Origin of the sequence: Halobacterium sp. DL1, assembly GCA_000230955.3 — an archaeon.
Lineage (GTDB): Archaea > Halobacteriota > Halobacteria > Halobacteriales > Halobacteriaceae > Halobacterium.
This window is the reverse complement of the sequence record CP007060.1, coordinates 377,188-391,333: the sequence shown is the minus strand read 5'-3', so window position 1 is coordinate 391,333 and position 14,146 is coordinate 377,188. Positions and strand designations below refer to the sequence as shown.

Genomic DNA, 14,146 nt, shown 5'->3' with positions numbered 1-14,146 from the left:
CACTTCAACGTTTGTCTTTCTGACCGGGAGAGAGGGTACGCGACCGGCGTAGTAACTTTACGACTTATTAAGTGGGTTAGTACGCGATGGAACCTTGCAATGCAACGAAAAAATGAACTCAGAGAAGCGCTCACGGACGCTGACGCGGTAATTGTAGATCACGAAGACGTCGATGAGGTTCTGGAATACGTTGATGACGACACGGACGTTTTTGCTCCGGAGGGAGGTGGCGGCCTCGGATTTGACCTTCTTGAGAACGGTGAAATAGCTACGCAAGTCGGGGCAACCGGTTTGAGCTTCTATGAGAATGTTGTTTCGGTCTGGAAGGAACCTGGCCACGGGCTTGTATGTGAAGAGACGGAGCCAGGCCCTTCCACAGAATTAGAAAAGTGGGAACATCGCCAAAAAGAAAGTTCGGGCGACATGACGATTGATCCTGTCGAGAAGAACCTTGATCCTAAGACGTTACGAGCAGTGCGGACATTCATTCATGGATATCCAGAGACCCTGCCCGAGATCTCGACAGAGGAGTTGTCGGAAGCGCAAGAGGCCGGCTACGGCATACAAGCGCCTCTCATGGCAACCCTGTCTAAATGGCTGGATGAGATCGAGAACGCGAACGTCGAATCGAACAACGATGGTACCGGGACGATAGAGTAATTCTATCACAGTTTTCGCAACGTTGCGGTTGATCCAGCACCTAGACGATACCGTGTCTTCCTTCTTTGAGAGTATTGTGACGCCGGCTGTTGTCGAATCAAACCTTCAGTAGATGATCATAGATGCGCTCGGTTGTCTGGATGCTGCGGTGACGTAACCGATTGCGGACGTCGTAAAGCGTGTTGTCCTCTTCTTCGTTCATCATCCGATAGGCAACACCGTGTCGAAGCGCGTGCGGCGTCACGTCACCGGCATCGCCGCGACTGCCGTCGAGCTTGTAGGGGCGTACGTCTGCGGCTTCAGCAACTTTGTGAAGCATATTCCGCACACCCTGTTCGGAGATACGGTTCGAGGATCGAGAGGGGAACAATGCCGGTGTGTCCTTCCATCGATTGGTGAGGTAGGCAGATAACAGACGGGCGGTCTCGTCTGCGAGTTCGAGTGTTACTGGCGGTGGCGAGTTCTCATTGGGGTAGTCTTTCTGGATCTCTGTTGGCAGGTAGAGTTCCGAGTTGTTGCTCCGGAGCAGTGAGACATCAACCTGGACAAGTTCTCCTACTCGGAGTCCGGTATCGTACGCGAACGCAGTGATTGCCTCATTACGCTGCTGAAGATATTCTGCGCCTGCCGTGTAACAGGCGGATCGGAGTGCTTCAACTTGCTCGGGTGTCACCCATACTTTTGCACGAACTTTGGAATCTGCAGAATTGGTCATTACAACGAATCCTCTTTAAATACTACCAAAGGCTACAAACACTTGAACTTTGGACTCTACAAACAGACTCCAAAGTTCGTGATCAGGCAAGCGAATCAACATAGTCTTATCAGGTTCCAATCTGTTTTTCGAGTTGATGGCGGAACCACTTGGCTCGGAGGAGGCCCCGCTGACCGAGGATTCTCACTGTTGGTCGGTTTTCATTAGCGGGGGTAGCGACGACGAAGAATCCGAGCCTCTAGCCCATTTGCGCGTTCAGGCTCACGATCGCAACGCGGTGCGTCATCTTATTCTTGTGCGCGGCGGTCGCACCAAGCAGACCGACCGAATTGTCGAGAGCTACGGCGAGTCCGGTGGCCGTATCGCACATTTTGTGACTGGTGATGAGATGCTGGCCATCGGTTACTACATCCAGTTACTCGAACTCCACGAACTGGACGAGAACGACATGTACGCTGGCCTTGAAGATGCAGTGCCTGATCTGTATGCCGAGTACAAGACGTGGCGGGAGGAACTCGACGTGAGCGACCGTCGCCTCCGGTTACTCGATCAAGCCGAAGCTGATACTGAATGGGATCCGCTGTACGAGGATATCCTGGAGCAGGGGAAGTGGCGAACTGTTACTCACGACAACGACCTGCAGGGATTCGCCCGCGCGCTCCACCGCCGGTTCGACTTCGATTCCAGCGGTTGCTATAGAAACGCCCGACTCGTGATGCAGGACAATCGCTACTGGGAGAACGACCGTGTTCAGTACGTTGAGGGAATCGGCCTCTCGAAGCACACTGCACGCATCACCGGCCACGGCTGGATAGAACATGACGAACGCGTGGTCGAACTGACCTGGCCGTGGCATAGTCCGTTGCCGCCAGAAGAGACAGTCTACTTTGGACGCCCCGTTTCGCGTAAGGAACTGGAAGATTCGTGGAACCGTGGCGAATACGGCCCGTACATACTAAACGGCGACGCCTCGCAGATAGCTTGAGGAGAGTGTCATAGACCGGTTCCATACCCTTGTTGCACATAGACGGAAACAGTAGAGGCAGCAGAATGGCGACTGCATACGTTGTCTGGCAGTAGATGGTTGCTGCTTATCCGTGAGTTCTCTATCTTCGGGGAAGACAATGTATTCAACAGCGTTATCCAAGGTCTGTTTGATTATCGTGCTATGGCGGAACAACTCTCGTTGAAGCAACTTTCCCAGTACACCTTCGCAACTGACGAACGACTCGCTAAAATGGAATCCGGGACAGAACTTGACGAGGAGCCAACTGAGTTTACGGCGTTCTATCATCGTGACCGCGGCGGCGTCGAAGAGGACGTTCTGGTACGGGATGTGAACGAAATAATCGAGGAGTCGAAATGGGGTCCGCTGCTGGACAAAGGATTTGAGCGGATTGCGTACCTGCTTGAGGGGGCGAATACCATCCCGGTCGGAGAAAAAGGGAACGGCGACCTCTATGAGCTCACCTACGGTAACGGCGAACCAGCAGTCGGGGATAAAGTACAGATCCAGTTGCGGCAGGAGTAGGGGAGTGAATCGGTTTAGCTCTTCGGCACCCGATAATACTGACGCGCTGAATACAAGGTACTAACTTACCGAAGATTCAATATCGCTTCAGTTGCTGCAATCAGAACCTTGCGTTCCTCAGAAAGTTCAGGGTGTTCTTCCCGAACATCAAATTCAATGTCATTAAATTCACTCATATAACTCATTGCGACCTCGCGCTCCTGTTTCTTGTTGTCATTTCGAATGTTTACCCTTACGCTGTGCCACGGCATATCGTCAGGAAGCGGAGTCACTTCAACGTCCCACTCGTCACCGATACCGATGAGTTCCAAATTTATAGGTAATCTCGAATGGCTCCAAGTGTCGGAACTATCCTCTGACCATTCTGTGGGAGTTTCTGAATCTGACATTCTCGGCTATCAATTCAAATCAACAGATTATAAGAGTAGTCCCTGAACCCGCGTTTAAACCGGATTGACAGATTGAGTACGACGAACGACAGGTTACTGCTGGACACACACTGAATTCAGCACGACTGCTGGAACCTATCATCAACTGAGGGTCTCAACGAGGACGGAAAGGTCAGAAAGTACGGCTGGAGCGCTCTTTGTCTGTGAGAGTCGGATAGAATGCGTGGAGGTCGATATCCTGGTACAGTCGTTCATCTAAGTCATCGACTACTGTGATACATCTCTCCGACATTTTTAGCAGGTCTTCCCAATCAGAGATGTATAGAATCTGCAGAGGAGAGTGGAGGAAGTCGTGGCGGTGAGACCTTACCCGCTTCACTTTATCATGACTTAACAACCCGGTCTCATCCATCAACCGAGCCATGTCGGTGATAGAGGACCGCCGACTATTCAACCACTGCATGATCTGTGTACCGTACGGCTCTTCACTGTCCTCGTCGAGAGCACGGTCTCGGTTCTCTTCCATCCACTCCAGAATTTGGTACCCTTCTTCCGTCTCATTTCGGAAGTGGTGGAAGCACAGAATCGGAACTCCTGCCTCGAAATAACTCACTGTCAAGCTATGGAGCTCGTACGTCTTCAACCCGACACCGCCGAAACTGAACTCCATGGGAAGATCATCATTCTCTGCCTCTTCCCATTCCTGCTGTAGTTCCTCATGCAGCCGGTGAACTTCATTGTGGAACCCGTCCAGGAATGCCAACGACAATGCATTCTTGACATCATCCGGCATATCGCTTGTATGCCAGTCACTGGACTTTCCATCCTCATCACCGACTATCTCAGAAAATTCCATGGGAGCACAGACAGAACCGTGCCTCAAAAATCCCCCTCAGCAAACTGATCCAATGTCAGTCTCCAATCCAGTGGACATATACTATACCAGAATAGCCAATCCTCAGTTAGCCTATTCTGAATTAGGCTATTCGAGAGTTTTATCTGGTTGGGCGTCAGTCAGAGGGTATGGAGCGATTCGTGGATCGGGAGGATGAGCTCAGTCGGCTTCGAGGGTGTTACGATTCTGACGACGCTGACATGGTCGTGATTTTCGGTCGTCGCCGCCTCGGGAAAACCGAACTCGTCCGAGAGTCACTGGAAGACCGCGATGACGCCGTTCTATACCAAGCAACTGAAACAACCCGGCAGATCCAACTGGATGCGTTCGTGGACGTGGCGGCTGAGTCGATTCCGGGGATCGATCGGATTGAGGGCGAGTGGGAGTCGTTGCTCGGGTATCTTGCTGACCAGGATGCAGTCATCGTGCTGGACGAATTCCCGTATCTGATTGACGCTGATGAGAGTCTCCCGTCGGTGATTCAGCGATTGTGGGATCAGGAGTTGCGTGACACTGGTGTGACGCTCATACTCGTGGGGTCCTCGATCAGTATGATGGAGGAGGCGACACTCCTCGGGAACAGTCCGCTGTACGGCCGGTTCACCGAGAAGATTGATCTGCGCCAGCTCGATTTTGCTGCCGCGCGCACGTTCTTCCCCGAGAGCTATTCCGCTGAACAACTGTTCCTCGCGTGGGGTGTGTTTGGTGGGACGCCGTACTATCTGGATGGCGTCGATATGGACAACGATCTTGGAACAGTCATCCAGCAGTCGCTGCTGTCACGGCAGGGGTTCCTGCATGACGAGCCGGAGTACGTGCTTCGTACTGAGCTGACCGAGCCGAACCGGTACTTTGCTATTCTGAAAGCGATTGCGGCCGGGAACACGACATCGAATGAAATCGCGCAAACGGTCGGGATCGATGGCAAGCAAATTTCGACGTACACGCAGAAACTGGAGCGACTGCGACTGGTCGAACGAGAGGTACCGGTGACCGAGGACAAGACCAGGTCACGCCGTGGTCGGTACCGGATTCTCGATCCGTTGTTCCGGTTTTGGTTCCGGTTCGTCTATGGAAACGAAGACCGCTACGAACGGTTAGGTGCTGACGCCTACGAGACGGTCATCGAACCGGATCTGGCGGACTTCGTGAGCAGAGCATTCGAAACCCGCTGTCAGGATATTCTGCCTGACCTGTATCCTGAAACGATGTTTACCGACATCGGCCGCTGGTGGTATAACGAATACGAGGTGGATGTGGTCGGGCTCGCTGCCGACGGGAAGATGGTGACGGGCGAGTGTAAGTTCACGTCCGCGCCTCTCGATTACAGCGCACTCGCCTCGCTTGAAGACCATACTGATGAGATTCGATGGTCGCCTGATGGGAGCGAAGTCGAACACGAGTATGCGCTGTTCGCCCGAAACGGGTTCACGGACTCTGTTCGTGAGGCAGCCGCTGATCGTGACGACCTGCAGTTGTTCAACCTCGAACGGATCGTTGACCCGGGAGCATCGCAGTAGGAGTGTTGGAATCTGTGAAATTGGCGACGGTGAGGGGAGGTGAACTATGTCTCTGAGTCCGCTGGCTGGATCTTGTCTCTGAAATTTGTAACGGCGTCTGCGTGCTGTTCGTGTGCTTGTCGTAGTTGTTTGGTGGTTTGACCAATGTTCTCGTCTTCTGTGAGTGCAGCGAGGTGCTGCGCGCCAGGCACCAGTTCGTACAATTTGATTTTCCCGCCGTCGTCAGGGTAGGTCATAAATTCACGCCAGAGGCCGAGTTTGGCCCCGTCGGTGAGACGGGTGGCGATCGTGCCGTGACTCACCACAAGCGCTTCATCAATCTCGCTGAATCGTTTGGACCCGTCAGCGAGTTGGGCGAGGATTTCGACTGCACCTTTCTTTTCGAAGAAGTCCCTGACCTTCGCGGTATCGAGGTCAGCTCCGATATTGCCGTCTGGTTCTGCGTAGGAGCCGATGTTTGTGTCTGTCCTGTCTTCGTCCGACATCCCGTCGGTCACATCTGGTTGTTCCTCTGCCGAATGACTACTTCGCTCTAAATTCCCAATCGTCTCGTTATCGTCGTCGGTTGTGTCCGAAGAGTCGTTTGGCATATTCGTATCTCCTTCTTGTACGCCAAGGCTTTAAACTATAGTGGGTAAAATCACTAGCCAGTAAAAATTAGAATGGCTATAAATTTGAACAACATCGGCCGAGTGGTGGCGAAGAGGGGGTCGACATGAACCCTGAGGCCTCCGATACCCGACAGTCGGCCATCGAGACTGCAGAAGAATTGCGGGACGATCTGGAAGCCCTAGCAGCGAGTGATCTTCCCTTCGCGTATGACGCTGAACGCATTTTAGAAGATCTGGAGCAGGCACAACAAGAGGAAACCGCAGGCCAATGACCAGGGAACGTATCGGGCGAAAAACGCTTAAAGAGCAACTACCCGCAATTCTCCACGAACAGTTTCAACTAGATAATTTGCCGCAAGATCACGAACCGTCGTGGGAGTATATCACCGCGAATACACGGTACTCCGCCCAAGGACTGAACAACAAGTCCAAAGAGCTGTACGGACAGACCATTCTTGAATTTCTTCGAGAACAGGGATTTGGCGTGCGTAGTACCGGAAAATGGCCGACAGACGATGAAGAAACCATCCGTTCGCTGGAGTACTATATTGAGAGCGCCGAAGAGCGGAAAGAGTGGAGTGAGAACACCATTGATTCCGTTGAGTCGGTGATGAACAAGGTGTACGAAGCGATTCGAGACGAAGGACTCGACATCGAGATGCTGGATATCGGCTACTATGACTCTGAAAAGAACCGTGTGGAGAATATCCAACACGCTATCACAATCATCGAATACATGGATCGTGACCTGGCCGACAGCACGATGGGAAACTACCCTCGATATTTTGAGGAATATTACAACATCGTGAAAAACAAGCACCAGATCAATATTAATCCAGTCGAAGAAGCACTCGATGAATTCGAATGGTACCGGAGTGATAGTGACGCACAGCCAGTCACTGAAGCACAACTAAACGATCTGTGGAACGCGTTAGATGTCCTTGACGAGTGTCCTGTGGACGGTCACGATTTAGAGCGGTGGCGGTTATGGATGAAAATGCTGCTCATCTTCTTGATCGCCGTTGGTCCCCGGTCAAATGAAGTCGAACAACTTGATTTGCGGACACAACTTCATTTTGGTGATGACCCGCATGTTCACTTCGCCGTACGAAAGAACATGCGACGAGATGAGGGACCAGCAAAAGTCCCGATAATGATGGGTGGTGATTTCCTTCGAGCGTATCGTGAGTACATTGACGCGATCGGTGGGAATGGGAAGTTGGTTCCGAGTGACCAGTCTGAATCTGGCTGCCGGACTCCAAGCACGCTGAATGAATGGCTGGGGCGACTATGTAAGATTGCTGGCGTTCGACTTGATGGCGGGGAGTTTCCGACGATTCAGAACTTTCGCCAGTTTTGGAAGACACTGTATAAGAGGGCAGTTGCAGAGAACCGAGAGCAGATCAAATTTGTCTCTGAAGAAGATGGCAAGAAGGATTACGAGAGTGATGAGCGTGATTACATCGACGATGTAGTGAACCGACAGCATGTTCGTGGTCTTGGTCGGGAATATTTTGGTGACGTGCTGGACCTCGGTGAATTACCTGAATTAGTTCGGGAAGAGCTGGACCAAGATCAGCATGGTGAGCGACAGACCAAGTTCACCGATCACGACTTTGGCACCTGAACGTTTGCGATGGAGTGATGGGTGGTGAAGCCTATTCGGGAGGGCGCTGGTGGTACACGGTGCTATTCATAGACAATATAGGATCCGTCGCAGAATATGAACTTCGCTGACCGGTGATCAGATCGTTGTCTCGCTGACGTAATCTTCAGCCATACCCACTGAGTGTCACTTCTCTGACTGTCGAACTTTGGTAGCTTGTGACGCCACCGGAAATATGCTACCCGTTACAGTCTGGTGAATTTGGTTGAGTGAATAACCCGTCGAACAACTACGATGAGGTAACCCGCTTCTGTACAGCGATTCGAAAGTATTGGGAGTTGGTTCGGTTGTGACAGGATACAAATCACAAACAAACAATAACCGACTCATATATGGTTTCTGCCAGTTTATTTCAGGCTTCTTCTGGATTAGACCTCCAGACCTAATGCCCGGAGTTCTTCGAGTTCGCTCTGGACGCTTTTGAGCCGGTCTTTCATGTCTTCTTCTGCCTCTAGTGCGGAGTCGAATAGCCGTTCCCGCCGCTCTTCAATCTTCTCGACACCCTTGGGACTCAGCGCCTGTCCACACCACATACACTGAACCTTGTCTCGCGGTGTTTCGCGTTGACAGCGAGGACATTCAACCGGGCCGATGTCAGCGATTTCGTCCGCTGAAACGTCCATCCCGTGGGCGCGAGCAACCTCGCGGGCCGTGTCTTCTGCGAAGACGATGATGTATCGCCGCGCCTCGTCACTGTTCTCGACCCACCCGTGGTGGCGCTCCAAGTGATGTTGGGACACGTTCTTGCGAGCCAGATAACTTGCGGAGGATTTTCGCATCCGGGTGAAGCCCATCTTTGACGGCTTCTTCAGATCCCCGTTCTTAACTGCTCGCTCAACAGGCTTTCGGAGCATTTTCTGCTTCATCTTGTAACTCACCTCGCGTCCGGTATCCAGGTCGCACCAGAGCGGCGCTTCTGGATCATCTCCTTTTGGGTGAACCTCTAACCAGCGTTGGAGGTACGGAACGGATGTGATAAGGGTGACTGACCGTTGCCCCTGCCGACCGTTGACTGTGATTTCTTTCCCGTATTTGTGGTCCCCGACGTCACCAACTTTCATCGACCGGAATTCACCCGAGCGAGTTCCAGAGTCCCAATCAACTGCGACCGCCGCCTTGTTTCTGGCATACTTCGCGTTATTCAGGACCGGGAGAATGTGTTCATCCCACCACCACATTTTCGTCTTGTCTGGAATTGGATCATAGTCATCCGGGAGATCGGCCGAGATCCATTCGACACTGTATGGTTTCTCGTCTTCAGGATCCCCGCGAGTAATGTGCCCCCCGAACATCCGGAGTGCGACTCGGTGATCCCGTTTTGATTCCTCGCTATCGTAGTTTCCGTTGATCCAGCTGACGTACCGTTTCGCCTTCTTTTTCTCCGTCTCCGTGTCACCGATCATATCGACGAGATCTGGCTCGGGAAGTTGATCCGGGCTGTATTTCTCCGAATCCCCTGCCATCATCGTGCAGTGCTGTAGGAGTTTCACCCGCCTGCCCGTTGAATAGTTATGAGCACCGAGTTCGTCCGAGAACTGCAACAGCGCATCTTTGTCATCTTGTGGCAGTACTTCTGATTTTTTAATCCGGTTGTGGAGGGCTTCGACCTTAGGCGGCAAGCTTGTCATAACTAAATGAAACAACCAGAGGCATTTGAACCCCTGGTTCAATGCTGGGAGGCGGCATTTTCCTACGAACGAAGTGAACAGTGGAAATGCTCCCGACCCGATTTGAGTCTGGAAGTCGCAGCGCGGGAACGAAGTGAGCGCGACCGTCTTCCTCCATTCGAATCGGGGAGGCGGCATCCCCATTCTTCGCGATTTCCACTTGAAGAGTTGTCGCTCTAACCTGACAGCCGGAGTTGTCTTCGTCACGCGGGCGTAGCGACCACGGTCCGGGCCGAAGGACGCCCTGGCGCCAGTGTGACTCGGTTAATCAATACACCGCACAGTGTAAAAATGACGCCTATTGAAGCCGACAGAACCCCATAGGCAGAGTATCGTGACTGAGAACCCCTTCGACGCGCACATCAGGCTCGTTTCCGACAGGCAGCGACGTAGAGTCATCCGACGGCTGCGTGAGACGAGGGACGAGGAGACGACGGTCGACAATCTCGTCGACGAACTACACAGCACCGAGCGGATTCTGGCCAACGGCAGCGCCATGGGACGGAGAGAACTCTCCATCCAGTTGCGCCACACGCACCTACCGAAGCTCGCCAGCCACGGCGTCGTCGACTACAACCAGGAGGCCGAGACCGTCAGCTACCAGCCCGACGAACAGGTCGAAGCGGTGCTGGACGCGCTCCCGACGCAAGTCGCGCACGCGAACGCCTGAACGAGGGTGGGTTCTGAGTTTATTCCCCGCTGTCATTTCCCCAGATGCGCTCGGAGCGACCGCTGGGTAGTCGTGGATATGCCAGGACCTCCTTCAGTGTAGGAAATGGCACGCAGTAGCAAGGTGGTTGGGACACAGTACTAAGCTGCGTGCCGGTACCTGCTTGCGCCCCGGGGCGTATATCACTTTTGTGAGCAAGCGGGTAACAGCACCCTCCGGCTACGAGGAGGTTCTGTACGCCATGTGCCTCGATGCAGTTCGGTTGTAACCCATGTAGGTACAACAGCAGGCAGTTCGTGGAGGGACGCTCAGGCGAGCGTAGCAGCCTCGTACCTACCATTCGGCACGCTCGGTGTCGTGGACGGAGTGACAATACCTATCAGTCTCGGGAGCCAAACTCCGAGGAATCCCGGGCGATTCCGGGGGTTGGGACACATGAACGAATCTGAAAACGTGGGAGAAGCCGTCGAGGTTCTCCAGCAACTCGGCCTGAAGGAGTACGAGGCGCGATGTTTCGTCGGACTCTCCCGCCTTCACGCAGGAACAGCGAAGCAACTGAGCGAGATGACAGAGGTGCCGCGAACGCGGGTGTACGACGCAGTCCGGGTGCTCGAGGCACAGGGCCTCGTCGAGGTGCAACACTCGAGCCCCCAGCAGTTCCGTGCCGTTCCGCTCGACGAGGCCGAGGAGACGCTCAGAGACCAGTACGAGTCCCGCGTCGACCGACTCCACGACGCCCTCGCGAACATCGACGTCGTCGCCGAGGACGACGACTCGACCGTCCAGGAGGTGTGGGCGATGCGGGGACGGGACGGCATCGAGAACAGGACGAACGAACTCGTTCGGGGGGCGTACGGCGAGGTCGTACTGGTGCTCGGCGACGAGACACTGCTCACCGACGACCTCGTCGACACGCTCAACGACGTCGACGACGATGTCGAACTGGTCGTCGGTGCGTTGACTGGCTCGCTCGAGGACAAAATTCAGGACGCCGTTCCCGGCGCGACGACGTTCATCTCCGGCCTGGAGTGGTTGCACGGTGCGAAGGACCTGGAGGACGACACCGCTATCGGCCGGCTGCTGCTGGTCGACCGGTCGACGATCCTCGTGAGTTCGATCATGCCAGAGACCAAGGAGGAACAGGCGATATTCGGCGAGGGGTTCGGGAACGGTCTGGTCGTGGTGGCGCGCCGTCTCATGGCCCAGGGGCTACTGACCGCTCGCGACCCCGGACAGTGAGCGAGCGCGCGTCGTCCGTCGACCGCGAGTCGCGCTAACTTTCCTCCCGGAAGTCGGAGAAGTCGGTCACCCGCGACTGGACCGTGAGTGGCTTGACCGTCAGGTACTCGCCGTTGTCCACGGTGACCCGGCAGTTACCGAAGACGAAGGAGAGCCGACCGCCGATTCGCGTCTTGCCGTCCACCGACGGGACGAACAGCGCGTCCAGCGCCTCCGGGTCGAGGACGCGGTCCAGTGGTCGAAGCGAACCGGGTCGACGGCCGACGATGGCGCTCACTGCGCGCACTACGGCCGTACTCACCGATTCGTCCACCCCGATGTTGTACTCCACGCCACTGGTAGGAGCGAGCGGGTAAAACCCGTGGCGTTTTTCACCCGAATTATCACAACGGAACTGCTCCCGTCTCGTTCGGGGCTCCCCACCGGCGGGCTACCGACGGCCGCCGGTGTACGAGCGGCGTTGTCGACGCGCGTTCCCGTTCCAGAGGGGGCCATCTCCTGCGTCTCGACGTGTCCGACGCCAGACGACGAGGCGAGTAGATAGGCCCCCGAACGCGGTACGACCGTCTTACGCAGAGATGGCTCGCGTTTCGCCGGACACGGGTCCAATTAACAATCACGCCTGGGCAGTGTACGTTGACGTGCATGGCCGATAGAATGCAGCAGCAACGATCGAAGCAAGCGGCCGAACGAACCGGGAGAGACCCATTCTTCCTCGCCGCGATCCTGTCGATCCCGATGTCGTGGTACTACTTCTTCGGTAAGAAGGACCGCGAACGCGGGATCTTCGTCGGGCTCTGGGCGCCGACGTTCCTCGCGCTCGGGAGCCACTTCCGGCAGATCCGGATGAACGAGATGCTGGAGCGGGAGTCCAGCGACCTCGTCAGTCGCGTCCAGCGGATGGTCAAGGAGCAGTAAAGCCGACGCCGCCTTTTTTCGACGGCGACGCTCGCTGGGTCCCCTCACGCCAGCGCGTCGTCGGACCGCCGTCTCCGAGAAACCGGATAGCGCGCAGGCTACTCCGGGCGAATCGCCCGCGTTGGCGCCGACAAGCGACGACTTACTATCGGCATCGAGGCCCAACGGAAGGAGACGATGGCCGTACAGCCAAACGTCGTGGTAGTGGTCGCGGACACGACGCGTGTCGACGACGCCTACGATGCACAGGTCGCGCCGACGCTCGCCGACCTCGCCGACTCCGGGACACGTGCGACCCGGGCGTTCTCCGCGGCGCCGTGGACGCTCCCGTCCCACGCGTCGCTTCTGACCGGGACGCACACGTCGAAACACGGCGCGCACGCCGGTCACGAACGACTCGACGACCAGCTCCCGATGCTGTCGGAGTGTTTCCAGGACGCCGGCTACGAGACGGTCTGCGTCACGAGCAACACGTGGCTGAGCGCCGAGTCCGGCTTCGACCGCGGGTTCGACGAGTTCCAGCAGATGTGGCAGGTCGTCCAGTCCGGGAACGCGCTCGGCGGACTCGTCGAGGAGACCGAGGAGAGCCGCGTCCGCGCGGTCGCCCGGGAGCTGTTCGACGGCAACCCGCTCGCGAACGTCGCGAACGTCCTCTACCGCTACCTCGTCCGCGACCGGACCGACGACGGCGCGGCCCGCAGCACCGAGTGGATCGAGAACTGGCTGGCCGACCGCGAGGCCGAGGACCCCTTTTTCCTGCTCGTGAACTACCTCGAACCCCACCTGAAGTACCGGCCACCGCGGCGCCTCGCCGAGCAGTTCCTCCCCGCGAACGCGACCTACGAGGAGGCGATGGAGGTCCGCCAGGAACCCTGGGAGTATCTCGCAGGCAACCTCACGCTCTCGGACTCCGAGTTCCAGCTCCTCCGCGGGCTCTACCGCGCGGAGGTCGCGTACGTCGACGAACAGCTAGCGGCGCTCAGGAGTGCGCTGCGGGACGCCGGAGAGCTCGAGGACACCATCTTCGTGGTCACTTCCGACCACGGTGAGAACATCGGCGACCACGGCCTGATGGACCACCAGTACTGCCTCTACGACACGCTGGTCCACGTCCCACTCGTGCTCGACGGCGGGAGCTTCAGCGGCGAGGGCGAACTCACGAACCTGGTCAGCCTGGTGGACCTCGCGCCGACGCTGCTCGACGAGGCGGGCATCGACGCGCCGGCGGCCCGCGAGTCCTTCCAGGGCGTCTCCGTCCACCCGGACGCCGACAGCGAACCACGCGAGTTCGTCGTCAGCGAGTACGCGGAGCCCCAGCCGTCGATGGAGGCGCTCGAACGCAACGTCGAGGACCTGCCAGAGCACGTCTACCAGTACGACCGGTCGCTGCGGGCTATCCGGACGGAGGAGTACAAGTTCGTCCGCGGCTCCGACGGCCTGCGTGAGCTGTACGACCTGGCCGCCGACGCCGGGGAGAACGACGACATAGCGGACGCGGAGCCGGCGGTCGCCGACGACCTGGAGTCGACGCTCGACGAGTGGCTGGCGTCCTTCGAGCACGCGGACACCGACGAGTCGGTGACCATCTCCGACGACCGGAAGGACCGCCTCGAACAGCTCGGCTACCTCCAGTGAGCGTTCAGTGACCGCTACCCGGTTTCACTA

General features: G+C 56.2%; 14 protein-coding genes. 9 read left to right on the top strand and 5 right to left on the bottom strand.

What is annotated here, in order from left to right:
- Window positions 1-99 precede the first annotated feature (99 nt).
- Window positions 100-660 (top strand): hypothetical protein, encoded by a 561-nt coding sequence (locus HALDL1_03595; GenBank protein ID AHG05114.1) that lies wholly within the window; start codon window positions 100-102, stop codon window positions 658-660.
- Window positions 661-757: 97 nt separating this feature from the next.
- On the opposite strand, the gene HALDL1_03590 is transcribed toward HALDL1_03595, so the two are convergent.
- Window positions 758-1,375, bottom strand: a complete 618-nt coding sequence (locus HALDL1_03590; protein ID AHG02811.1) for an integrase — start codon at window positions 1,373-1,375, stop codon at window positions 758-760.
- Between the two features lie 136 nt (window positions 1,376-1,511).
- On the opposite strand from HALDL1_03590, the gene HALDL1_03585 reads away from it, so the two are divergent.
- Together HALDL1_03585 and HALDL1_03580 are read left to right on the top strand one after the other, a co-directional pair.
- Entirely contained in the window at window positions 1,512-2,360 is an 849-nt protein-coding gene (locus HALDL1_03585; GenBank protein AHG02810.1) for a hypothetical protein, read from the top strand.
- A gap of 183 nt (window positions 2,361-2,543) precedes the next feature.
- Window positions 2,544-2,906, top strand: coding sequence for a hypothetical protein (locus HALDL1_03580; protein AHG02809.1), 363 nt, complete (start codon window positions 2,544-2,546; stop codon window positions 2,904-2,906).
- A 561-nt stretch (window positions 2,907-3,467) separates the two neighbouring features.
- Here HALDL1_03580 and HALDL1_03575 read toward each other — a convergent pair.
- The gene (locus tag HALDL1_03575; protein ID AHG02808.1) at window positions 3,468-4,151 is read right to left on the bottom strand and encodes a hypothetical protein; all 684 of its coding nucleotides are present in this window, start codon (window positions 4,149-4,151) and stop codon (window positions 3,468-3,470) included.
- 167 nt (window positions 4,152-4,318) lie between these two features.
- On the opposite strand from HALDL1_03575, the gene HALDL1_03570 reads away from it, so the two are divergent.
- Entirely contained in the window at window positions 4,319-5,710 is a 1,392-nt protein-coding gene (locus tag HALDL1_03570) for an ATPase (protein AHG02807.1), read from the top strand.
- Between the two features lie 44 nt (window positions 5,711-5,754).
- Here HALDL1_03570 and HALDL1_03565 read toward each other — a convergent pair whose 3' ends face one another.
- Window positions 5,755-6,300 carry a hypothetical protein gene (locus tag HALDL1_03565; protein ID AHG02806.1) on the bottom strand — a complete coding sequence of 182 codons (546 nt, stop codon included), beginning with the start codon at window positions 6,298-6,300 and terminating at the stop codon, window positions 5,755-5,757.
- Window positions 6,301-6,589: 289 nt separating this feature from the next.
- On the opposite strand from HALDL1_03565, the gene HALDL1_03560 reads away from it, so the two are divergent.
- The gene (locus HALDL1_03560) at window positions 6,590-7,948 is read left to right on the top strand and encodes a hypothetical protein (protein ID AHG02805.1); all 1,359 of its coding nucleotides are present in this window, start codon (window positions 6,590-6,592) and stop codon (window positions 7,946-7,948) included.
- A gap of 407 nt (window positions 7,949-8,355) precedes the next feature.
- On the opposite strand, the gene HALDL1_03555 is transcribed toward HALDL1_03560, so the two are convergent.
- Window positions 8,356-9,615: an integrase gene (locus HALDL1_03555; GenBank protein AHG02804.1), complete on the bottom strand. Its 1,260-nt coding sequence runs from the start codon at window positions 9,613-9,615 to the stop codon at window positions 8,356-8,358.
- Between the two features lie 373 nt (window positions 9,616-9,988).
- Here HALDL1_03555 and HALDL1_03550 point away from each other — a divergent pair, with 373 nt between their 5' ends.
- Entirely contained in the window at window positions 9,989-10,324 is a 336-nt protein-coding gene (locus HALDL1_03550; protein AHG05113.1) for a hypothetical protein, read from the top strand.
- Between the two features lie 435 nt (window positions 10,325-10,759).
- A complete protein-coding gene (locus HALDL1_03545) occupies window positions 10,760-11,563 on the top strand; it encodes a transcriptional regulator (protein ID AHG02803.1) in 804 nt (267 codons plus the stop codon).
- Window positions 11,564-11,597: 34 nt separating this feature from the next.
- On the opposite strand, the gene HALDL1_03540 is transcribed toward HALDL1_03545, so the two are convergent.
- Complete coding sequence (locus HALDL1_03540; protein ID AHG02802.1) at window positions 11,598-11,894, bottom strand: hypothetical protein; 297 nt, start codon at window positions 11,892-11,894, stop codon at window positions 11,598-11,600.
- A gap of 314 nt (window positions 11,895-12,208) precedes the next feature.
- Here HALDL1_03540 and HALDL1_03535 point away from each other — a divergent pair, with 314 nt between their 5' ends.
- Both HALDL1_03535 and HALDL1_03530 read left to right on the top strand, forming a co-directional pair.
- Window positions 12,209-12,481 (top strand): hypothetical protein, encoded by a 273-nt coding sequence (locus tag HALDL1_03535; protein AHG02801.1) that lies wholly within the window; start codon window positions 12,209-12,211, stop codon window positions 12,479-12,481.
- 177 nt (window positions 12,482-12,658) lie between these two features.
- Window positions 12,659-14,116 (top strand): sulfatase, encoded by a 1,458-nt coding sequence (locus tag HALDL1_03530; protein AHG02800.1) that lies wholly within the window; start codon window positions 12,659-12,661, stop codon window positions 14,114-14,116.
- Window positions 14,117-14,146 lie beyond the last annotated feature (30 nt).

Bases quoted from the DNA above. Each gene is read 5' to 3' on its own strand.
- HALDL1_03580 (AHG02809.1), top strand. From the start codon at position 2,544: ATGGCGGAACAACTCTCGTTGAAGCAACTTTCCCAGTACACCTTCGCA.
- HALDL1_03530 (AHG02800.1), top strand. From the start codon at position 12,659: ATGGCCGTACAGCCAAACGTCGTGGTAGTGGTCGCGGACACGACGCGT.
- HALDL1_03595 (AHG05114.1), top strand. From the start codon at position 100: ATGCAACGAAAAAATGAACTCAGAGAAGCGCTCACGGACGCTGACGCG.
- HALDL1_03565 (AHG02806.1), bottom strand. From the start codon at position 6,300: ATGCCAAACGACTCTTCGGACACAACCGACGACGATAACGAGACGATT.
- HALDL1_03560 (AHG02805.1), top strand. From the start codon at position 6,590: ATGACCAGGGAACGTATCGGGCGAAAAACGCTTAAAGAGCAACTACCC.
- HALDL1_03535 (AHG02801.1), top strand. From the start codon at position 12,209: ATGGCCGATAGAATGCAGCAGCAACGATCGAAGCAAGCGGCCGAACGA.
- HALDL1_03575 (AHG02808.1), bottom strand. From the start codon at position 4,151: ATGGAATTTTCTGAGATAGTCGGTGATGAGGATGGAAAGTCCAGTGAC.
- HALDL1_03590 (AHG02811.1), bottom strand. From the start codon at position 1,375: ATGACCAATTCTGCAGATTCCAAAGTTCGTGCAAAAGTATGGGTGACA.
- HALDL1_03555 (AHG02804.1), bottom strand. From the start codon at position 9,615: ATGACAAGCTTGCCGCCTAAGGTCGAAGCCCTCCACAACCGGATTAAA.
- HALDL1_03545 (AHG02803.1), top strand. From the start codon at position 10,760: ATGAACGAATCTGAAAACGTGGGAGAAGCCGTCGAGGTTCTCCAGCAA.
- HALDL1_03585 (AHG02810.1), top strand. From the start codon at position 1,512: ATGGCGGAACCACTTGGCTCGGAGGAGGCCCCGCTGACCGAGGATTCT.
- HALDL1_03570 (AHG02807.1), top strand. From the start codon at position 4,319: ATGGAGCGATTCGTGGATCGGGAGGATGAGCTCAGTCGGCTTCGAGGG.